The sequence below is a fragment of the Streptomyces sp. NPDC002092 genome, assembly GCF_053593775.1.
Window position 1 is genome coordinate 496,847 of sequence record NZ_JBSFDG010000001.1, and the last position, 19,818, is coordinate 516,664.

Annotated in this window: 24 protein-coding genes; 12 read left to right on the forward strand and 12 right to left on the reverse strand. The window is 70.9% G+C overall.

Annotated elements, in window-relative coordinates; genetic code table 11:
* Positions 1–2: 2 nt before the first annotated feature.
* From ACWCRD_RS02240 to ACWCRD_RS02270, 7 genes are read left to right on the forward strand one after another with little or no spacing between them, the layout of a single operon-like run.
* Positions 3–266, forward strand: coding sequence for a gas vesicle protein GvpG (locus ACWCRD_RS02240; RefSeq protein ID WP_450964053.1), 264 nt, complete (start codon positions 3–5; stop codon positions 264–266).
* The gene (locus ACWCRD_RS02245) at positions 263–1,027 is read left to right on the forward strand and encodes a DNA primase (RefSeq protein WP_450964054.1); all 765 of its coding nucleotides are present in this window, start codon (positions 263–265) and stop codon (positions 1,025–1,027) included. The genes ACWCRD_RS02240 and ACWCRD_RS02245 overlap by 4 nt, the downstream gene beginning before the upstream one ends.
* The gene (locus ACWCRD_RS02250; protein WP_450964358.1) at positions 1,027–2,121 is read left to right on the forward strand and encodes an SRPBCC family protein; all 1,095 of its coding nucleotides are present in this window, start codon (positions 1,027–1,029) and stop codon (positions 2,119–2,121) included. The genes ACWCRD_RS02245 and ACWCRD_RS02250 overlap by 1 nt, the downstream gene beginning before the upstream one ends.
* Positions 2,118–2,468 carry a gas vesicle protein gene (locus ACWCRD_RS02255; RefSeq protein ID WP_450830871.1) on the forward strand — a complete coding sequence of 117 codons (351 nt, stop codon included), beginning with the start codon at positions 2,118–2,120 and terminating at the stop codon, positions 2,466–2,468. The genes ACWCRD_RS02250 and ACWCRD_RS02255 overlap by 4 nt, the downstream gene beginning before the upstream one ends.
* Entirely contained in the window at positions 2,465–3,232 is a 768-nt protein-coding gene (locus ACWCRD_RS02260; RefSeq protein ID WP_450964055.1) for a GvpL/GvpF family gas vesicle protein, read from the forward strand. Before ACWCRD_RS02255 ends, ACWCRD_RS02260 begins: the two co-directional genes overlap by 4 nt.
* Positions 3,229–3,417, forward strand: a complete 189-nt coding sequence (locus ACWCRD_RS02265; RefSeq protein WP_030936857.1) for a gas vesicle protein — start codon at positions 3,229–3,231, stop codon at positions 3,415–3,417. Before ACWCRD_RS02260 ends, ACWCRD_RS02265 begins: the two co-directional genes overlap by 4 nt.
* The gene (locus ACWCRD_RS02270) at positions 3,414–3,695 is read left to right on the forward strand and encodes a gas vesicle protein K (RefSeq protein ID WP_450964056.1); all 282 of its coding nucleotides are present in this window, start codon (positions 3,414–3,416) and stop codon (positions 3,693–3,695) included. Before ACWCRD_RS02265 ends, ACWCRD_RS02270 begins: the two co-directional genes overlap by 4 nt.
* On the opposite strand, the gene ACWCRD_RS02275 is transcribed toward ACWCRD_RS02270, so the two are convergent.
* The 3 genes from ACWCRD_RS02275 to ACWCRD_RS02285 form a co-directional block, all read right to left on the reverse strand.
* Positions 3,696–3,866, reverse strand: coding sequence for a hydrophobic protein (locus tag ACWCRD_RS02275; RefSeq protein ID WP_344398073.1), 171 nt, complete (start codon positions 3,864–3,866; stop codon positions 3,696–3,698).
* Positions 3,867–3,908: 42 nt separating this feature from the next.
* Entirely contained in the window at positions 3,909–4,730 is an 822-nt protein-coding gene (locus tag ACWCRD_RS02280) for a class I SAM-dependent methyltransferase (protein WP_450964057.1), read from the reverse strand.
* Between the two features lie 99 nt (positions 4,731–4,829).
* Positions 4,830–6,323: a phosphatase PAP2 family protein gene (locus ACWCRD_RS02285; protein WP_450964058.1), complete on the reverse strand. Its 1,494-nt coding sequence runs from the start codon at positions 6,321–6,323 to the stop codon at positions 4,830–4,832.
* 70 nt (positions 6,324–6,393) lie between these two features.
* Here ACWCRD_RS02285 and ACWCRD_RS02290 point away from each other — a divergent pair, with 70 nt between their 5' ends.
* Together ACWCRD_RS02290 and ACWCRD_RS02295 are read left to right on the forward strand one after the other, a co-directional pair.
* Entirely contained in the window at positions 6,394–7,050 is a 657-nt protein-coding gene (locus ACWCRD_RS02290; RefSeq protein WP_450964059.1) for a histidine phosphatase family protein, read from the forward strand.
* Positions 7,051–7,092: 42 nt separating this feature from the next.
* Positions 7,093–8,712, forward strand: a complete 1,620-nt coding sequence (locus ACWCRD_RS02295; protein ID WP_450964060.1) for an ABC-F family ATP-binding cassette domain-containing protein — start codon at positions 7,093–7,095, stop codon at positions 8,710–8,712.
* Positions 8,713–8,795: 83 nt separating this feature from the next.
* Here the strand turns inward: ACWCRD_RS02295 and ACWCRD_RS02300 are convergent, their stop codons facing one another.
* Entirely contained in the window at positions 8,796–9,911 is a 1,116-nt protein-coding gene (locus ACWCRD_RS02300; protein ID WP_450964061.1) for a baeRF2 domain-containing protein, read from the reverse strand.
* 57 nt (positions 9,912–9,968) lie between these two features.
* Between ACWCRD_RS02300 and ACWCRD_RS02305 the strand changes: the two genes are divergently transcribed.
* Positions 9,969–10,241 carry a DUF6158 family protein gene (locus tag ACWCRD_RS02305; protein ID WP_115910185.1) on the forward strand — a complete coding sequence of 91 codons (273 nt, stop codon included), beginning with the start codon at positions 9,969–9,971 and terminating at the stop codon, positions 10,239–10,241.
* Positions 10,242–10,255: 14 nt separating this feature from the next.
* Here ACWCRD_RS02305 and ACWCRD_RS02310 read toward each other — a convergent pair whose 3' ends face one another.
* The 5 genes from ACWCRD_RS02310 to ACWCRD_RS02330 all read right to left on the reverse strand — a co-directional run bounded on the left by ACWCRD_RS02310 (position 10,256) and on the right by ACWCRD_RS02330 (position 14,525).
* Positions 10,256–12,361 carry a catalase gene (locus ACWCRD_RS02310; RefSeq protein WP_450964062.1) on the reverse strand — a complete coding sequence of 702 codons (2,106 nt, stop codon included), beginning with the start codon at positions 12,359–12,361 and terminating at the stop codon, positions 10,256–10,258.
* A complete protein-coding gene (locus ACWCRD_RS02315) occupies positions 12,361–12,903 on the reverse strand; it encodes a type 1 glutamine amidotransferase domain-containing protein (RefSeq protein ID WP_450964063.1) in 543 nt (180 codons plus the stop codon). The genes ACWCRD_RS02310 and ACWCRD_RS02315 overlap by 1 nt, the downstream gene beginning before the upstream one ends.
* 6 nt (positions 12,904–12,909) lie before the next feature.
* Positions 12,910–13,566, reverse strand: coding sequence for a diguanylate cyclase (locus ACWCRD_RS02320; protein WP_450964064.1), 657 nt, complete (start codon positions 13,564–13,566; stop codon positions 12,910–12,912).
* On the reverse strand, positions 13,563–14,003 hold the full coding sequence (locus ACWCRD_RS02325) for a CBS domain-containing protein (RefSeq protein ID WP_450964065.1): 441 nt from the start codon (positions 14,001–14,003) through the stop codon (positions 13,563–13,565). The genes ACWCRD_RS02320 and ACWCRD_RS02325 overlap by 4 nt, the downstream gene beginning before the upstream one ends.
* A 138-nt stretch (positions 14,004–14,141) precedes the next feature.
* Positions 14,142–14,525, reverse strand: a complete 384-nt coding sequence (locus ACWCRD_RS02330) for a DUF2795 domain-containing protein (RefSeq protein ID WP_450964066.1) — start codon at positions 14,523–14,525, stop codon at positions 14,142–14,144.
* A gap of 128 nt (positions 14,526–14,653) precedes the next feature.
* Here ACWCRD_RS02330 and ACWCRD_RS02335 point away from each other — a divergent pair, with 128 nt between their 5' ends.
* Entirely contained in the window at positions 14,654–14,911 is a 258-nt protein-coding gene (locus tag ACWCRD_RS02335) for a hypothetical protein (RefSeq protein ID WP_450964067.1), read from the forward strand.
* Positions 14,912–14,914: 3 nt separating this feature from the next.
* On the opposite strand, the gene ACWCRD_RS02340 is transcribed toward ACWCRD_RS02335, so the two are convergent.
* Together ACWCRD_RS02340 and ACWCRD_RS02345 are read right to left on the reverse strand one after the other, a co-directional pair.
* Positions 14,915–15,793, reverse strand: a complete 879-nt coding sequence (locus ACWCRD_RS02340) for an LLM class flavin-dependent oxidoreductase (RefSeq protein ID WP_450964068.1) — start codon at positions 15,791–15,793, stop codon at positions 14,915–14,917.
* A gap of 67 nt (positions 15,794–15,860) precedes the next feature.
* Positions 15,861–17,654: a thiamine pyrophosphate-requiring protein gene (locus ACWCRD_RS02345; protein ID WP_450964069.1), complete on the reverse strand. Its 1,794-nt coding sequence runs from the start codon at positions 17,652–17,654 to the stop codon at positions 15,861–15,863.
* Between the two features lie 255 nt (positions 17,655–17,909).
* Here ACWCRD_RS02345 and ACWCRD_RS02350 point away from each other — a divergent pair, with 255 nt between their 5' ends.
* Positions 17,910–18,704 (forward strand): RNA polymerase sigma factor SigF, encoded by a 795-nt coding sequence (locus ACWCRD_RS02350; RefSeq protein WP_450964070.1) that lies wholly within the window; start codon positions 17,910–17,912, stop codon positions 18,702–18,704.
* Here ACWCRD_RS02350 and ACWCRD_RS02355 read toward each other — a convergent pair.
* The gene (locus ACWCRD_RS02355) at positions 18,685–19,800 is read right to left on the reverse strand and encodes a PAS domain-containing protein (RefSeq protein ID WP_450964071.1); all 1,116 of its coding nucleotides are present in this window, start codon (positions 19,798–19,800) and stop codon (positions 18,685–18,687) included. The genes ACWCRD_RS02350 and ACWCRD_RS02355 overlap by 20 nt on opposite strands.
* Between the last annotated feature and the right edge of the window lie 18 nt (positions 19,801–19,818).

A 19,818-nucleotide genomic window follows, 5' to 3' on the forward strand; every position in this document is an offset into this window, starting at 1 on the left:
CCGTGGGACTGATCAAGGAACTGGTCCTGTTGCCCTTCGCCCCAGTGCGCGGGAGCGGATGGGTGATCGAACAGGTGCTGCACGAGGCGGAACGGATCTACTACGACCCGGCCACCGTCAGGGCTGAACTCGGCAAGCTCGAGGAGCAGTTGGAGGCCGGTGAGATCGACGAGGAGGAGTTCGGCCGACAGGAGGACGAACTTCTGGACCGGCTGGAATTCGGCCAGCGCGGTGGCACGGACACAGGGAACTGGACGACACCATGAACCGAGTGGGACTTGGCCTCGCGGTAGGGGCCGGATACGTCCTCGGACGTACGAAGAAGGCGAAACTGGCGTTTGCCATCGGCACCATGGTGGCCGGCAAGCGGATGCACCTGAGCCCGCGGGCGATCGCGGACCTGGTGTCGCAGCAACTGCAGAACAATCCGCAGTTCAAGGAGATCGGTGACCAACTGCGCGAGGACCTGCGCGGCGTCGGCAAGGCGGCCTCGGGCGCCATGGTCGAGCGGCAGATGGACTCCCTCGCCGACCGCCTCCACGGACGCACCGGCGAGGTCCGCGACCAGCTCTCGGGCGTGACGGGGCAGGCTGCGGATCTCGTCGGGGGCGACGACGAGGAGGAGCGGGAGGAGAGTGAGGCGGAGGAGCCGCAGGAGGAGTACGAGGACGAGGAGCCGGAGGAAGAGGAGAACGAGGAGCGCGAGGCCGAGCAGTCGGAGGACGACGAGCCCGAGGCCGAGGACGAGTCTGCGGACGACGAGGACGACGAGGACGACGAGGCCGAGGGCGGCCCAGCGCGGAAGACCGCCAAGAAGGCCGTGAAGAAGGCCCCGGCCAAGAAGACCGCCAAGAAGACGGCTCCGAGGAAGGCTCCCGCGAAGACGGCGCCGGCCAAGAAGGCCGCGACGAAGCAGACGGCGGCCAAGAAGACCTCCGCCAAGAAGACGGCAGGCCGCAAGACGACCGCCGCCAGGGGCGGGGCCCGCGGAACTCGGGCTCGCCTGCCGAAGGGAGGCGGTGAATGATGACCGACACGCTCGGATCTGCGAAGAAAAGCGCCAATGGGGCGACCGGACAGCTGACCGGCCTGGCCCACAGCGAGGCCGCCGACCGGCTGAAGGCCGAGCTGCAGGAGTACCTCTCCGCGCAGGCCCAGCGCATGCTGGTCTCAGTGGGCCGCAAACTCGGGGAGACCACCGGCAAGCTCAACGACATCGCCGAGGGGAACAGCCCCGGCTTCGCCAAGCTCGCCCTCGACGGCGGCCGCAAGCTCGCCGAGGGCAAGGGCCCGCTGCGCTCCGCACTGGAGCTCGGCGCCGGCCGGGCCAAGGACAACGTCGTGTCGGCTTTCAAGGGCCTCGGCGGCGGAGGCAAGGGCAAGGGCAAGAAGAGCGCGGGCAAGAAGCCCATTGTCATCCTCGAGTACGTCGACGTGGGCGTGCCGCTGCGCACGGCCTACGACCAGTGGACCCAGTACCAGGACTTCAGCTCCTTCGCGAAGGGCGTGAAGAGCGCCAACCGCAGCGACGACACCCAGTCTGACTGGCAGCTCAAGGTCTTCTGGTCCAACCGCAGCTGGAAGGCGAAGACCACCGAGCAGGTGCCGGACGACCGGATCGCCTGGACCTCGGAGGGCGCCAAGGGCACCGCGAAGGGCGTCGTCTCCTTCCACCGGCTCGACGACAGCCTCACCCGCATTGTGCTGCTCATGGAGTACTACCCGTCTGGCCTGTTCGAGAAGACCGGCAACATCTGGCGTGCCCAGGGCCGCCGGGCCCGCCTCGACCTCAAGAACTTCGTCCGGTTCATCACCCTCAAGGGCGAGGCCGAGGACGGCTGGCGCGGCGAGATCCGCGACGGCGAGGTCGTCCGCAGCCACGAGGACGCGGTGGCCGAGGAGGAGGAAGAGCAGGGCGAGGAGGAGTACGAGGGCGACGAGGAGAACGGCGAGTACGAGGAAGAAGAGGAGCCCAAGGCGGAGGAAGAAGAAGAGGAAGAGGAGCCCGAGGAAGAGGAAGAGGACGGCGAGGAGCCCGAGGGCGAGTACGAGGACGAGTACGAGGAGGAGGGCGAGGAAGAGCCTGAGCCCGAGTACGCCCACGGCGGGAGCCGTCGATGAGCATGGCCGGCCGGCTGCCCGAACCCTACGGACAGGGTTCGGGCGCCAACCTCGCCGACATCCTGGAACGCGTCCTCGACAAGGGCATCGTGATCGCCGGTGACATCCGCATCAACCTGCTCGACATCGAACTCCTCACCGTCAAACTCCGTCTGATCGTGGCCTCGGTCGACAAGGCGAAGGAGATGGGCATCGACTGGTGGGAGGACGACCCCGCGTTGTCCTCCGGTGCCCGCCGCAAGGAACTCGCGCGGGAGAACGCCGAGTTGCGCGAGCGCCTCGCTCAACTGGAGAACGGCCGGCTCGAAGAGGGCCGTGCCGTGCGCGAAGAGGAGGAGGCCCCATGACCGGACTGCGGTACGTCTACGCCGTCTGCCGTCCCTTCGGCGCCCCGTTGCAGTCCCAGCTGAAAGGCGTGGCGGGTGATCCGCCCAGAGTGCTCACCCACCACGGCCTGATCGCCGTGGTCAGTCATGTGCCGGAGCGGGACTTCGCGGAGGAGCCGCTCCGCAGGCATCTGGAGGACCTGGACTGGCTGACGGAGACGGCGCGGGCCCATCAGAGCGTGATCGACGCGCTCACCGTCGTCACCACCCCGCTGCCGCTGCGGCTCGGGACCGTCTTCCGGGACGACAGCAGTGTCCGCGTGATGATGGAGGCGCGCGAGGACGACTTCCGGCGCACCCTCGACCGGCTGGAGGGGCGGGTGGAATGGGGCGTCAAGGTGTACGCCGAACCCCAGCCGGAGGATTCCGGCGCGCCCGCGCAGAAGGCGGCCTCGGGCCGGGACTATCTGCGACAGCGGCGCATGAGCGTCCGCGCGAGTGAGGACATGTGGAAGCAGACGGAGGATTTCGCCGAGCATCTGCACGCGGCGCTTTCCGCGTACGCCGATGACTCCCGATTGCATGCTCCGCAGAATCCCGCCCTGTCCGGAGCCTCCGGCCGGAATGTTCTCAACGCCGCCTATCTGGTGTCCCGCCGTGATTCCGAGGAATTCGTGGAGCTGGTGGACCGGAGCAAGGACGAAACAAAGCTGAGCAGTCCGGCGATACGAGTCGAACTCACCGGCCCCTGGGCCGCTTATTCCTTTGCGGGGGAAGAGTCGTGACGGTTGTCGAACGTCGTGAGATCGCCCTGGTGGACCTGCTGGACCGGCTGCTCGCCGGCGGGGTCGTCATCACCGGGGACATCACCCTGCGCATCGCGGACGTCGACCTGGTGCGCATCGACCTGAACGCGCTGATCAGCTCGGTCAACGAGCAGGTTCCATCACCCTGGGGGGAACTGACATGACCCACCGCAACCGGCTGGACCTGGAACCCGACACCGTCGAGCGCGACCTCGTCAAACTCGTGCTGACCGTGGTCGAGCTGCTGCGTCAGCTCATGGAGCGCCAGGCGCTGCGCCGCTTCGACACCGGAGACCTCAGCGAGGACCAGGAGGAGCGGATCGGGCTCACGCTCATGCTGCTCGACGACCGCATGACCGAGCTGCGTGAGCGCTACGGACTGCGGCCCGAGGACCTGAATCTGGACCTCGGGCCGCTCGGGCCGTTGCTTCCTAGGAAGTGACTACCAGCGGTACCAGCGACCCCTGCCTCCGGCCGCTGTAGTGCCGCGCACCAGGAATCCCAGCAGCCACAGCACGATAACCGCCAGTGCAACCCACCACAGTACCTTCAGTGCGAATCCCGCGCCGAAAAGAATCAGTGCGAGAAGCAGTACGAGCAGAACAGCAACCATAATTCGAACCTCCTGTTCTCCGGGTATCCCAGAAATGGAGATTCAGACGCCTTTTCGGCACAGAATCTCTCCGTGCAGCACGCTGAACCAGCCGTCCTCCTGTGCGCCCCACTCCCGCCAGGCGTCCGAGACCGCCCGCAGCTGCTCGGCGGTGGCGTGCCCGCCCTCGGTGGCCCGCTCGGCGTAGGCCGAGGCGAGGGTCCGGTCCGCCCACAGCCCGCTCCACCAAGCCCGCTCCTGCGGCGTGGAGAACGTCCATGTGCCGGAGGTGGTGGTGACGTCGGTCAGGCCCGCCCGCAGCGCCCAGGACTTCAGCCGCCGCCCGGCGTCCGGCTCGCCGCCGTTGGCACGGGCCACCCGGCGGTAGAGGTCCAGCCAGTCGTCCATCCCCTGGGACGCGGGATACCAGGCCATGGCCGCGTAGTCCGAGTCGCGGACGGCGATGAACCCGCCCGGTTTCGTCACCCGCACCATCTCGCGCAGCGCCTGCACCGGGTCGCCGACGTGCTGCAGCACCTGGTGCGCGTGGACCACGCAGAACGTGTCGTCGGGGTGGTCCAGGGCGTGTACGTCCGCGACCGCGAAGTCGACGTTCGTCAGGCCCCGTTCGGCGGCCGTGGCCCGGGCCTGGTCCAGGATCCCCGGCGCATGGTCGACGCCGGTGACGTGCCCGTCGGGGACCAGGGCCGCCAGGTCGGCGGTGATCGTGCCCGGGCCGCAGCCGATGTCCAGGATCTTCATGTGGGGCTTCAGCGAACCGAGCAGGTAGGCCGCGGAGTTGGCGGCGGTCCGCCAGGTGTGGGAGCGCAGCACCGACTCGTGGTGCCCGTGCGTGTAGACGGCGGTCTCCTGCGGCTTCGACATGGCTGAACTCCCCTGTTCGACGGCTTGTCGGTACGCATCACCGTACGCGCGCATGTCGAATGATGAGACCCGCGTTTTGCTATATGGACTGACGTGCTGTCAGCTGACGGTCAGGGGGCGATACACGGTGAGCGCTTCGGGGAGCTTCTCCAGCGTCACTTCGCCCTCCGCCTCGGTGACTTCGCCGTCATGCGCGAGGAGCGTGCCGGGGGCGACGCCATCCAGGTGCAGCCGGCCCACCTGGACCGCCGCGTGGACGGGGGAGCGGGTCAGCGGGCCCGCCAGGGCGGCCGCGAGCAGCCGCAGCGCGGGACGGCGGCCGCCGTGCACCACCCGTACGTCGAGCTGACCGTCCGCGAGGTCGAGCCGGCGGCCGGGCGCCAGACCCATGCGGTGGTAGGTGCCGTTGCCGACGAACAGCAGCCACAGCGGACGTGTCCGGCCGCCGAACTCGGCCTCCAGCGGGTGCCTGCCCGTGCGCAGGACGCGCAGGGCCGCGAGCACCCCGGCCGGCCAGCCGCCGATCCGGCCCGACCAGCGGTCCCGCACCCGCACCAGCTCCGGGTAGACGCCCAGGCTGCAGGTGTTGAGGAAGACGCCCTGCTGCTCGCCGCAGACGAACCGGCCGACGTCCACACGCACCGCCTCGCCCTGCTGGACGGCCCGGCTCAGATCGTGGACGTCCTCGACCCCCAGGTCGTAGGCGAAGTGGTTCAGGGTGCCGCCTGGCAGCACGGCGAGCGGCAGGTCGTGGCGCAGGGCGACCTCGGCGGCCGCGTTGACCGTGCCGTCTCCGCCGCACACGCCGAGCACCCGGGCGTGGGTCGCGGCCTTCTCCAACTCGGCGCGCAGGTCGCCCGGTTGGCACTCGACGACCTCGGCGGCCGGCAGGCTGTCCCGCAGGGCGCGCACCCGGTCGGCGGTGCCCGAGCCGTTGTTGGCCACCACCACCAGGCCCTCACCGTCCGGCAGCGCCGCGACCTCGGCGCGGGGCCGGGCGGGCGGGACGAGCTGGGCGCGGGTCGGCGCCAGACCCCGTACGGCGTAGGCGGCGCCCGCGCCCAGGACGGCTCCCGCGAGCACATCGCTCGGGAAGTGCACCCCCGTGTACACGCGGGAGAGCGCCACGGACCAGGCGACCGGGGCCACCGCCGCACCCCAGCCCGGCGACTCCAGTGCGACGCCGGTCGCGAACGCGGCCGCCGACGCGGAGTGCCCGGAGGGGAACGAGGTCGTGATCGGCTGCCGCTTCAGCTGCCGCACCAGCGGTACCGGATCCAGCACCGGCCGGGGGCGGCGCACCGAGCGCTTGCCGAGCGTGTTGATGGTCAAGGAGGCCAGGCTGAGCGAGGCGAGACCGCGCGCGGCGGCCCGGCGGGCCCGCGGGGTACGGCTCGCCGCCATGGCGGCGGCCGCCGCGAACCACAGCACGCCGTGGTTCGCGCTCCGGCTCAGCCGGGGCAGCACACGCTCGGCGGCCGGCCAGTTCCGCTCGGCGGCGAACTCGAAGAGACGGCAGTCGAGGGCTAGCAGCCGGCTGCGCAGCGGGTGCGGGCCGGGCTTCGGGACGGTGAGGTCGACGTCGGGGCTCATGGAGTGCCGGGTACCCTGAAGTGCCCGTTTCTTGTCCCACGTGCGGCGATCGACACCCGGAGGGCCCTGTATGCGTCTGCTCCTCATACGCCACGGTCAGACCCCCTCGAACGTCGATTTCCTGCTCGACACCGCCGTACCGGGCCCTGGCCTGACCGCACTCGGCGAGCAGCAGGCCGCCGCTCTCCCCGAGGCGCTGGCCGACGAGGACATCGAGGCCCTGTACGCCTCCACCCTGGTCCGTACGCAGCTCACCGCCGCCCCGCTGGCCGCCGCCCGCGGCCTCGACGTCCTGGTCCGCGACGGCATCCGCGAGCTCACCGCGGGCGACCTGGAGATGCTGCCCGGCGACACCGAACAGGGCGCCCTCTACATGAAGACCGTGTTCGCATGGGCGGCCGGCGACACCGAGCTGCGGATGCCCGGCGGCGAGAGCGGTGCCGAGGCGCTCGCCCGCTACGACGCGGTCGTCGCCGAGGCCGCACGCAGCGGCGCCGCGACGGTCGCCATGGTCAGCCACGGCGCGGCGATCCGCATGTGGACCGCGGCCCGTGCCGACAACGTCGACGTCCCCTTCGCCGCCGCCCGCCCCCTCGACAACACCGGCGTGGTGATCCTGGAGGGTTCGCCCGCCGACGGCTGGAAGGCCCTGTCATGGGCGGGCGCCGTGGTGGTGCCGGCCGGCGAGGGCGGACCCGCGGGCCGTCCCCTCGACGAAACCGCATAAGCGTTTGCCGGACGCCCGGCCCGGCCCGCAGAATGCCTCCTCATGGGACACCTGGAAGCCGCGCACCTCGAGTACTACCTCCCCGACGGGAGGGCGCTGCTCGGCGATGTGTCCTTCCGGGTGGGCGAAGGGGCCGTCGTCGCCCTCGTCGGACCGAACGGTGCCGGCAAGACGACCCTGCTGCGGCTGATCTCCGGTGAGCTGAAACCGCACGGCGGGAGCGTCACCGTCAGTGGCGGCCTCGGCGTGATGCGGCAGTTCGTGGGGTCCGTACGGGACGAGACGACCGTACGGGACCTGCTGGTGTCCGTGGCGCCGCCCCGGATCCGGGAGGCCGCTCAGGCCGTCGACAGGGCCGAGCACGGCATCATGACCGTGGACGACGAGGCGGCCCAGCTGCAGTATGCCCAGGCCCTCGCGGACTGGGCGGAGGCGCGCGGGTACGAGGCGGAGACGCTGTGGGACATGTGCACCACGGCCGCGCTCGGGGTGCCGTACGAGAAGGCGCAGTTCCGGCAGGTGCGCACGCTGTCCGGCGGTGAGCAGAAGCGGCTCGTGCTGGAGGCGCTGCTGCGGGGCACCGACGAGGTGCTGCTGCTGGACGAGCCCGACAACTACCTCGACGTGCCCGGCAAGCGGTGGCTGGAGGAGCGGCTGAAGGAGACCCGCAAGACGGTCCTCTTCGTCTCCCACGACCGTGAACTCCTCGCCCGCGCCGCGGAGAAGATCGTGTCGGTTGAGCCCTCGCCCGCGGGCGCCGACGCCTGGGTGCACGGCGGCGGTTTCGCCACCTACCACGACGCCCGGCGCGAACGCTTCGCCCGCTTCGAGGAGCTGCGCCGCCGCTGGGACGAGAAGCACGCCCAGCTGAAGAAGCTGGTGCTGAGCCTCCGTCAGGCGGCGTCCATCAGCCATGAGTTGGCGTCCCGCTACCAGGCGGCGCAGACCCGGCTGCGTAAGTTCGAGGAGGCGGGTCCGCCGCCGGAGCCGCCGCGTGAGCAGGACATCACGATGCGCCTCAAGGGCGGCCGCACCGGCGTAAGGGCCGTCACTTGCAAGGGACTTGAGCTGACCGGTCTGATGAAGCCGTTCGACCTGGAGGTCTTCTACGGCGAGCGGGTCGCCGTCCTCGGCTCCAACGGCTCCGGCAAGTCGCACTTCCTGCGGCTGCTGGCCGGAGAGGAGGTGGCGCACACGGGGGAGTGGAAGCTCGGAGCGCGGGTCGTGCCCGGGCACTTCGCCCAGACCCACGCCCATCCCGAGCTCCAGGGCCGCAAGCTGCTGGACATCCTGTGGGAGCAGCACTCCCAGGACCGGGGTGCGGCGATGTCGCGGCTGCGCCGCTACGAGCTCACGAACCAGGCCGAGCAGACCTTCGACCGCCTGTCCGGGGGGCAGCAGGCCCGGTTCCAGATCCTGCTGCTGGAGCTGGAGGGCGTGACGGCTCTGCTGCTGGACGAGCCGACCGACAACCTGGACCTGGAGTCCGCCGAGGCGCTCCAGGAGGGGCTGGAGGCCTTCGACGGTACGGTGCTTTCGGTCACGCATGACCGCTGGTTCGCCCGGTCCTTCGACCGGTATCTGGTGTTCGGCAGTGACGGGCGTGTGCGGGAGACCGCCGAGCCGGTGTGGGACGAGCGGCGTGTGGAGCGGGTCCGGTAAGAACCACTCAGCCCGTCCGGCGTTTGAGGACGAGGCCCGTTCAGGGCCGAAGCGGGGGTCTGGGGGCGGCAGCCCCCAGACGCTCACGTCCAGCGCAACAGCGCACCCAGGCCGCCCGCCGGGATCTGGCCGCCGCTCGCCTCCGCCGCCGGGGTCACCGACAGGGCCGGGGCGCCCGTCGTCACCGCCGAGCGGATCAGGGCGTCGTCGGCGCGGGCAGGCCAGGAGTGCTGTTCGCCGAGGATCTTCAGGTCCGTGCGGCGGACCGCCAGCTGGTCGGGGTCCTCGCCGATCCACACCTCGCGGTGCGCGTCGGGGCCGTCGGGCCGGATCAGCAGTTCCTCGATGCGGTGCTCGCGGGCTGCCTCGACCAGGGCGGGCACCCCCTCCACGGCACCGGAGCGTCCCTCGGGGCCCGGTTCGCGGGCCGCCAGGAACCGTTCCAGCTCCCGCTCCGCCCGCTGCCGTACGTGCTCGGTGCGGGCCTGCTCGACATCCTCGTCGAGCAGCCTGCTCCCGGCGCCGTGCGGGGCGTCGACGACCATGTCCTGCAGCCGCCGGGGCAGCCGGTCGTGCACCGCCCGCTTCTCCCGCTCCTCACCCACGAGAACCAGCAGGTCGGCGCGGGTCTCCTCCTGACACACGACGAGCGCGTCGGCGATCTCGGCCGCGTTGTGCTCCCAGGTGTTCTCCACCTTCAGCTGGAAGTGCCGTACCGACCAGTCCCCCGTGCTCGTACGGTGGACCGGCCACTGCCGCCCGCTGACCGTGCCGGCCTCCTGCCCGCCCAGCGAGGTGCGCAGCTCGAAGTCCGCGCCCTTGCGGTCGATGTACGCCACCACACAGGCCGGGTCCTCACCGGCCAGCTCCAGCAGGGGCGAGGTGTGCGGCAGCGGCGCCCAGTGGGCGCTGTCCTGCTGCGGGGGCCGGGCCAGCGGCGGGTCCAGCACGACCTCTCCGGCGCGGGCGAACAGGGCTCGCCCGTTGGGCTCGGAGGAGTGCTGCAGCTCGTCGACTGCCTCCTGGACGGCCTGGCACGTCGCCTGGTCCGCCCCCTGCCGATCGAGGTCGCGGGCCAGCGCCACCGCCGTGAGATGTCGTTCGTGGGGCGTGTCCTCCGTATGCCGGGACGTGTCGACGTACACGGAGGCCCAGGGGCCCGGATGTTCGTAGAGTGGATGCAGAAAAGCGAGATCCATGGTTCCCTCCCGGATGCCGCTTGGGACTGGTGTGCACCGGGCGGGTACCCGGACCGCATGGACGAACACGACGAGCGGGGTGCCACCATGACCGGAGTCGACCCCAGCCGGCTGGACGACCAGCAGCTCATGAAGGAGCTGGAGACGATCCACCGCACGCGCCACGACACGCTGCTGTACGGCTCGACGGACGCGCTGCGGGCCCACAACGATCGCATGGCCCAGCTGGAGGGCGAGTACCTGCGCCGCAACCCGCGGCGCATGGTGGCCGCGGGCCGCACCCGTGAAGGCGCACGGGACCGCCGGTGCGGGGAGTCGGCGACTCCCTGAATCACGGCGCCTCCTCAGTGGCGTACCGGCGGCCGGTCCCGATGCCGGTGCGCCGCTATCGCGTCGACGAACGCCTGTACGAACTCGGTGTCCGGGGTGCCCGGTGACGTGTCCGTCACCACGCCCCGGTCGGACACCGTGCGCCGGTCCCCGGTGGACAGCCGCAGGCCCTCGGGGTCCAGGGCGGACAGGACGCCCACGCCGGAGCCGAGCGCGCCCACGGGCTTGCCGTGCCGGTAGGCGTCCCGCACGAAGCGCAGCGCGTCCGGGTCCTTCGCCGCCGCCGGGGCTCCGTCCTGCCCGCCGGGCAGCAGCACCGCGTCGTACAGCACCGAGGCGACGGTCGGCAGTGCACGGTCGACCACGTACGACTCGCCGTCGGCGCCCCTGACCGTGCCGCCCGTCGGCGCGAGCGCCTCGACGATCGCACCCTCGGCCGCCAGCGCCTCCCGTACGGAGGTCACCTGCTCGGCGTCCACGCCGTCGGCGACGAGGACCGCGATCTGCCGGGTGCGGATCGAGCCGTCGCCGCGCAGTGACTCCAGGCTGAGCGCGGGCGAGGTGAGCTTGTACGTCCCCGGCTCGGTGCCGTCCGGCTCCGGCACCCCGATGCCGCGCGCCACCTCGCGAGCCAACCCGCCGTCCACCTTGGCCAGTTGCTCCACGGTCCGGGCCCGGACGGTCATCGCGTCGACCTTGCCGAGTTCGAACCGGAAGGCCGCCACGATGTGCTGCTTCTCCCAGTCCGTCATGCTGTGGAAGAACATCGCGGGCTGGCTGTAGTGGTCCTTGAAGCTCTCGCTGCGCTTACGGATCTTGGCGCCGTCGACGCGTTCCGCATAGTGCGTGTAGGCGTTCGCGTCCACCCCGGCGTGGGCGGGGCAGCCGCCGCCGAGGGAGTTCGGGAAGTAGTTCGTGCCCTGGTGGATCGTGCTCTGGTGGTAGCCGTCGCGCTGGTTGGTGCGCACGGGGGCGACCGGCCGGTTGACCGGGATCTGTGCGAAGTTGGGGCCGCCCAGGCGGATCAACTGGGTGTCCAGATAGGAGAAGTTGCGGGCCTGCAGCAGCGGGTCGTTGGTGAAGTCGATGCCCGGGACGACGTTTGCCGTATGGAAGGCGACCTGCTCGGTCTCCGCGAAGAAGTTCTCCGGGTTGCGGTTGAGGACCATCCGGCCGATCGGCCGGACCGGCACCTGCTCCTCCGGGATGATCTTCGTGGCGTCGAGGAGGTCGAAGTCGAAGGCGAACTCGTCCTCCTCCGGCACCAGTTGGACACCCAGCTCCCACTCCGGGTACTCGCCGGCCTCGATCGCGTCCCACAGGTCGCCCCGGTTGAAGTCCGGGTTGCGGCCCTGGCACTCCTGTGCCTCGTCCCACACCAGGGAGTGCACGCCCAGCTTCGGCTTCCAGTGGAACTTCACGAAGGTGCCGCGCCCGTCGGCGTTCACGAACCGGAAGGTGTGCACGCCGAAGCCCTGCATCATGCGGTAGCTGCGCGGGATCGCCCGGTCCGACATCAGCCACATGATCGCGTGCAGCGTCTCGGGCTGCAGCGACACGAAGTCCCACAGGGTGTCGTGCGCGGAGGCGCCCGTCGGGATGTCGTTGTGCGGCTCCGGCTTCACCGCGTGCACGAAGTCCGGGAACTTGATGCCGTCCTGGATGAAGAAGACCGGGAAGTTGTTCCCGACCAGGTCGTAATTGCCCTCCGACGTATAGAACTTGGTCGCGAAGCCGCGCACGTCGCGTACGGTGTCCGCCGAGCCGCGCGGCCCCTGCACCGTCGAGAACCGCACGAAGACCGGCGTCTGCACGGAGGGGTCCTGCAGAAAGGCCGCACGCGTGAACTCCGCGCAGGACTCGTACGGTTCGAAGTAGCCGTACGCGCCCGCGCCCCGCGCATGCACCACCCGCTCCGGGATGCGCTCGTGGTCGAAGTGGGTCAGCTTCTCCCGGAAGTGGAAGTCCTCCATCAGCGTGGGACCGCGCTCGCCCGCGGCCAGCGAGTCGTCGGTGTGGTCGACCTCGACACCCTGGTCGGTGGTGAGCGGGCCGCCCGCCGGGTCGTCCGCGTGGAAGGAGGCGCGCTGCTGCTGCTTGCGGTCGGCGGGGGAACCCATCAGCCGGCCCCCTCGGCGAACACATGCAGGAAGGCGTCACAGAACGCCTTCAGGTCGTCCGGCTTGCGGCTGGTGACCAGCTTGCCGGTGCCGTTGTCGTCGATCTTCACCTGTTCGTCGACCCAGGTGCCGCCCGCGTTGCGGATGTCCGTCCTCAGGCTCGGCCAGGAGGTCAGCTCACGGCCCCGTACGACGTCCGCCTCGACCAGCGTCCACGGGGCGTGGCAGATCGCGGCGACGGGCCGGCCCTGTTCGAAGAAGTCCCGTACGAACGCGACGGCCTTCTCGTCCATGCGCAGGAAGTCGGGATTGGCCACACCGCCCGGCAGGACCAGTGCGCCGAAGGAGGCGGCCGAGGTCTCGCCCACCACCTCGTCCACGGGGAAGGTGTCCGCCTTGTCGAGGTGGTCGAAGGCCTGGATCCGGCCGGACTTGGTCGACACCAGTACTGGTTCGTGGCCCGCGTCCTTCGCCGCCTGCCACGGATCGGTGAGCTCGATCTGCTCGACACCCTCGGGTGCGGTCAGGAATGCGATACGCATGATGGTTCAACGTCCTTTCCCGGCACGCCAGTTGGCCTCGTCGGTCGTGGCGCGCTTCTTGTTGCGGCGGCCCGCGCGCACACAGCGCACGAGCTCCTCGCCGTACGGCAGCACCACACAGGTGCCGATCGCTGCGGCGATGCCTGCGAGATAGCCGCGGGACAGCGGGCGGCGGCGCGGCACCAGACGCCAGGCGTCGGCGCGGCCCACCCCGCCGCGCAGCAGTGCCTTCACCTGGTCGGCATGCAGACACATCAGCGCGGACAGCGCGCCGTACGGCAGCGATTCGAGGAAGCTGTGGATGTGCTGCTCCAGCGGGGTGACCTCACGGTCGCTCTTCACCGCCGTACGCACGTCCCACAGCGCGGTCGCCTCGTGCACCGCGGCACCGACCGACTGCACCGTCAGGAGCAGCGGGTTGACCTCGTAGCGCAAGGTCAGCGCGATGGGGATGCCGACCTCCGCCATCATCAGCGAGTGGATCAGCGACTCCTTGGTGCCCGCCGTCTCCTCGATGCGGCTGCGCCGGTGCATCACCCAGTCGGCGAGACCGGGCACGAACCAGCCGGGCAGCAGCCCGTACAGCAGATAGCGGGTGGTCACGTCACCGACGTCGACGGTGACACCGGTGGCGCTGATCTCGGCGGCCTGGTCCCGGCTCATACGCTGCCCCGGCCGTCCGGCACGGCAAGACTGATCTCGGCGAGTGCCGAGTCCGGGTCCTGCACCGCGGCCAGATCGCCGAGGCTCACCATCCCCACCGGCAGCCCGTCCTCCACGACGGGCAGACGGCGGACGGCGTGCGCGCGCATGAGCGCGACGGCGGCCGAAACGGGATCGTCCGGGCCGACCAGCACCGGATCCGGGGTGCACACGGACTGTGCGCTCACCGTCAGCGGGTCGACGCCGTCCGCCACCGCCCGCACCGTGATGTCACGATCGGTGAGCACGCCCACGATCTGCTGCCCGTCGGCCACCAGCACATCGCCGATGCCCTGCGACCGCATCAGCTGCGCCGCCTCGACGAGTGACGCGTCCGGGCGGACGGCGACCACGCCCGGTGTCATGACCTCCCTGACGAAATCCGCGCTCGCTGCCATCACTGTGGGTCCTTCCTCCGTTCCCGGCCCAGGGCCGTCGTCGGGGTGACGCCGCCCGCAGTACCCCCCGGCCCGGGGCCTATGCGCCGCGGTGGACCCTCGTCCCCCGGCGGCCGCAGGATCCGGCCGCGTCCGGGTCTACGCCCGTCGCTCCCCGGCGAGGGCCTCCGCCAGCTCCTGGACGGTGCTGTAGCGCGCCGTGCGGGGCAGCCGCTCCACGGGCTCGATCAGGGCGTCGGGCGCGTACGCCCGGCGCAGTGCCTGGACGAGCTCGCGGGGGCCCGCGGGGAACACGCGGCGGTTCAGATGCCGGGCCAGTTCCGTGCGGACCGCGGCCAGGGACGCGCGGGAGCGTCCCGGCGCGATCGGACCGCCCGCGACCTCCGGGTCGTCGTCGGCGGTGGGCTCCGGGTCGTGCCATTCCTCGGTCCGCGTGGGGTGCCCGGACCGGAGCAGACCCTGGAGCTCGTGCTTCATCTCTTCGTCGCGGTGGACGCTCAGCCGGTCACTGCCTCGCTGCATGACTCCCTCCAGATCTTCGGGGTGGGCTCCGCGTACCCGAAGACCGGAGGGCGACACAGGGTTTGCGGCCCGAAACCCGGGAACCCGACACCCCGCCCTCCACGCACATCCTCGGGGAGGAATCGGCCATGGCACTCCTTGCCGTGATCATCCCGCTTCTCATGCTCGGCATGGTGCTTGCACTCGGCCGTTACGAGGAGTTCCTGCTGCCCGTGAAGAAGGCCGACCCGAGCGATGACGCCCCGGTCGGCCCACTCGGTGCGACAGTGCCACTTGCGGTCCTGCAGGTCCCGCGACGACCGGTCCGAGTGGTCGCTTCAGGACCGAGTGCGCTCAGGACCGCGCGCCGCAAGCGCCGCCACCCTTCCCCGCACTCTCCTCGCTGACCCTCAGCCCCGCCGCCCGGTCGCCTTCAGCAGGGCCTCCAACTGCCGCAGCGGCTCCGCGCCGGCGATCCGCAGGACGACCGTGTCCGCGCCGGCCGCCGCAAGCTCGCCGATCCGTCCGGCGGCCTGCGAAGCGGGTCCCGCGACGGTGAACACCTCTTCCTGCGGACGGCCGAGCCAGTCGGCGTGCCCCTCGATGTGCGGCTGCAGGGCACGGGCCACCTCGTCGGCGTCGTCGCCCACGGAGGCGAAGGCGAGGACCGTCAGGGTGTGGTCGGGCGCGGCGCCGCCCTTGGCGGTCAGCGCGCGGGCGTTCTCCAGGTCACCGGGTCCATGACCCTCGGTGATCACGGTGCCGTCCGCGACCCGGCCGGACAGTTCGAGGGACCGGGGCCGTACGACACCGGCGACCACCGGTGGCACCTCGGCCGGCGGATGCACCAGCTCGACGCCCTCCAGGCGGACCTCACGGCCCGCCAGCTCCACCCGGTGCCCGCGCAGCAGGGTGCGCACCGCGGTGATCGTCTCCTCCAGGAGGGCGAGCGGCGACCGCGGCGCGACGCCCACCTGGGCCATCCACTCCCGCACCCCGTGCCCGATCCCCGCGACCAGCCGCCCCGGGAACACCCGTGCCAGCGTGGCCAGTTCCATCGCCAGCAGGGCCGGGCTGCGCAGCGGGGCGGGCGCGATGCCTAGGCCCACCCGGATGCGCTCCGTGGCTCCCAGGGCGACCGCGGCCGCCGACACTCCGCCGTTCCACCCGAGGTCCTCGACCACCCACAGGTCGTCCACCCCGAGGGCCTCGGCCCGCCGCGCGAACCCGGGCAGCTCTTCCGGCGCCCAGGCGCGGTCGTACATCACACCGATCCGTACATTCGTCATGCCCGGAACCTATGCGCCGGTGGCATGCCGATCAACGGCGTTCCCCAGCCGCGGAGTCAGACCGGGGCTACTGCTTCTCCTTCCCCGGCAGGAACTCCTGCACCTTCGCCTTCAGGCCCTGCTTGATCATGGAGCCGCGGTCCGCGTCGCCCTTCAGGATCGAGGCGGCCGTGGCCTCCATCTGCTCCCAGGTGGCGTGCGGCGGGATCGGCGGGACCGCCGGGTCGGTCAGGAACTCGATCACCGCGGGGCGGTCCGCCTCCAGACCGGCCCGCCAGGCCGCCCCGACGTCCTCCGGCTTCTCCACCCGGATGCCGGTCAGACCCAGCGAACGGGCGAACGCGGCGTACTGCACGTCCGGGATCTCCTGCGAGGGCAGGAAGGACGGGGCGCCCTCCATGGCCCGCATCTCCCAGGTCACCTGGTTGAGGTCGTGATTGTTGAACACGGCCACCACCAGCCGCGGGTCCTCCCACAGATCCCGGTACTTGGCCGCCGTGATCAGCTCCGCCATGCCGTTCATCTGCATCGCACCGTCCCCGACCAGCGCGATCGCGGGCCGGTCCGGGTGCGCGAACTTCGCGCCGATCGCATACGGCACCCCGCAGCCCATCGTCGCGAGCGTGCCGGACAGCGAGGAGCGCATGCCCGGCTTCATCGTCAGGTGGCGTGCGTACCAGTTGGCCGCCGAGCCCGAGTCGGAACTGACGATCGCGTCGGCCGGCAGCAGCGGGTCCAGCACATGGGCGACGTACTCCGGGTTGATCGGGTCGGCCGACAGCTCCGCCCGCCGCCCCATCACCTCGCGCCAGCGCGTCACGTTCGCGCACACCTGGTCGTACCACTCGCGCCCGCGGTCCTCGCTCAGCAGCGGAATCAGGGCCTGCAGGGTCGCCTTCGCGTCGCCGACGAGATTCACCTCGTACGGATAACGCATCCCGACCATGTGCGGATCGATGTCGATCTGCACCCCGCGCGCCTTGCCGAACTCCGGCATGAACTGCGTGTACGGGAAGGAGGAACCGATGGTCAGCAGGGTGTCGCAGTCCCGCATCAGCTCGTACGACGGGCGGGTGCCCAGCAGGCCGATCGAGCCGGTGACGTAGGGGAGTTCGTCGCTGAGGACGTCCTTGCCGAGCAGTGCCTTGGCCACGCCGGCCTTCAGCAGTCCGGCGATCTGTTCGACCTCGGCGCGTGCCCCGGCGGCGCCCTGGCCGACCAGGATCGCCACCTTGTCACCGGAGTTGAGGATCTCGGCCGCCTGCTGGATCGACTCCTCGGACGGAACCGACGTCCAGGAGCTGCGGCCCAGGCTGGAGGGCACCATCTTGAACTCGTGCGTGGGCGCCGAGTAGTCCAGCTCCTGGACGTCTCCGGGAATGATGATCGCCGTGGGGGCGCGGCGCGCGTACGCGGTGCGGATCGCCCGGTCGATGACGTTCGGGAGCTGCTCGGGGACCGTCACCGTCTCGATGAAGTCCGAGGCGACGTCCTTGAACAGGGTGTGCAGGTCGACCTCCTGCTGGTACGAGCCGCCCATCGCCGTGCGGTGCGTCTGGCCGACGATCGCAAGCACCGGCACATGGTCGAGCTTGGCGTCGTAGAGGCCGTTGAGCAGATGGATCGCACCGGGCCCCGAGGTCGCCGCGCACACTCCGAGACGGCCGCTGAACTTGGCGTAGCCGACCGCCTCGAACGCGGACATCTCCTCGTGCCGGGACTGGACGAAACGCGGCTTGTTCTCGGCCCGGCCCCAGGCGGCCAGCAGACCGTTGATGCCGTCGCCCGGATAGCCGAAGACATGGTCCACGCCCCACTCGCGCAGTCGTTGCAGGACGTGGTCGGAGACCTTGGTGCTCATGTGTCGACCTCCCGGGCCTTGACGTGATCGGACAGCTGTCGTCTGCGGGCCGAGTCACCCGGTGGGCTTCCGGAAAACATCCGGGGGTGTTTGCGGCCCGGGGCCCGGGGCAGGCGCAGTCCAGTGCTTCGGACAGGAGGCACGTCCGTGGGAACGGCCCCTGAGCCGCCCAGGCCGCGCCTGTCTCGAACGTGCGGCCGCACTCCCACGGTGACCGTCCACCCCAGAGCACCTTCAAGGGAGTTGCGACGCACCATGCCCACCAAAGTGAGCGCGAAGCACCACCCGCACGACGACGCCCCCGACACCGCCGAAGCCTTCCGTAAACTCGCGGGGCTCCCCCCGGGCCAGCAGCGCGACACGCTGCGCGAGCAGATCGTCGAGGCGTGGCTGCCGATGGCCGAACGCCTCGCGGGACGCTTCCGCAGCCGCGGCGAGAGCTTCGAGGACCTGCGGCAGGTGGCCGCCCTCGGCCTGGTCAAGGCCGTCGACCGGTACGACCCCGAACTCGGCAACGCCTTCGAGAGCTACGCCGTGCCCACCATCACCGGCGAGATCAAGCGGCACTTCCGCGACCACATGTGGACCCTGCACGTACCGCGCCGGGTCCAGGACCTGCGCAACCGCGTCCGGTTCGCCAGCCAGGACCTCTCCCAGACCATCTCGGGCCGCAGGCCCACGGTCGCGGAGATCGCCGAGCACGCGGGCATGAGCGAGGAGGACGTCCTGGCCGGACTGGAGGCGCTGGAGAGCTTCACCGCGCTCTCGCTCGACGCCGAACTGCCCGGCAGCGAGGACGGCTACTCGCTGAGCGACGCCCTCGGCTCGCCCGACCCCGCACTGGACACCGTCGTGGACCGCGAGTCCGTCAAGCCCCGGCTGGCCGCGCTGCCCGAACGCGAGCGGGCCATCCTGTACATGCGGTTCTTCGGCGACATGACGCAGAGCCGGATCGCCGAGCAGCTCGGCATCTCCCAGATGCATGTGTCACGGCTGATCAGCCGCTGCTGCACACGGATGCGGGACCAGATCATGCACGAGGCCGCATAGCCAGTGCCAGATGGCGCGACATCAGGTCCATCGCCTGCGCCTCCGCCATCGAGAACGCCAGCCGTGGCCCGCACCGGAACAACGTGAGCACGCCCCGCACGGCGTCCCCGTCCTTCAGCGGCACACACAGCAGTGAAGTGACGTTCGCCGCTACGAGGACGGGGGCACCGGTCGCGGTCCTGCCGAACGCCTCCGGGGCCGGCGGACGGATCTGCAGGGCCGGGGACCCGGTGCGGGCCGTCTCGACGACCAAGGGGCAGTCGGCCGGATCCAGCCCCTCGAGCGCGGCCGCGTCGGCGTCCGGCGGGGCCAGCGCGGTCGTGCGCGCCAGGCCGCCCGCCTCCGCGTCGGCGATCACCCAGTCGGCGAACCTGCCGTGCAGGACCCGCGCCGCCGCCTCCAGGGCGCCCTGCCGGTCCGTGGTGAGCAGCGCCGTGGTCATCGCGTCCAGGAGGTCCATCACGGCCGCGTGCCGGGTGGTCTCGGCGAGGTCCGGCGGCTGCCGCACGGGCGGGTCCGCCGGTGCGGCGGGGACGCTGGGTCCGCCGGGCTGCAGCACCACCAGGACCGTCGTGCGGGGCTCGCCGCTCGGGCGTACGGCCGCCAGCGTGGCGTGCACCGGGACGGACGGCTGCTGCTGGAGGCGGACGGTGAGACTGCGGTCGCCCTCGCCGCGGGCCACCGCCGCGGTCTGCGAACGGAAGGCGGCCCGGTCGGCGTGGGCCAGGAAACCGGTCAGCGGGCGGCCCGTGGCATAACCGGCCCGCACACCGGTGAAGGCGGTCGCGGCGCCGTTCAGCCGCCGCACCACCGACTCCCTGTCGACCAGCGCGACCGGCAGCGGAAGGCGCTGGAACACGGTGCGCAGCAGCTGCTGCTCCTGACGGTCCGCCGAGGCGCGGGTGCGGGTCGGTCCTGCTTCCGAAAGCCGCTCGTACCGGGGCCACAACTGGCCGACCACGTGATCGAGTTCGAAGATCGCCGCGTCCAGCACCGTGGGCAGGTCCCCGCTCGACACGGACCGCGCCGACTTCAACTCCGCGACGCGGCGTACAAAATCCGCAAGGTCTTCACCGAACTCGTCCGTCTGCGTCATGCGACGAAAGTAGCGCGA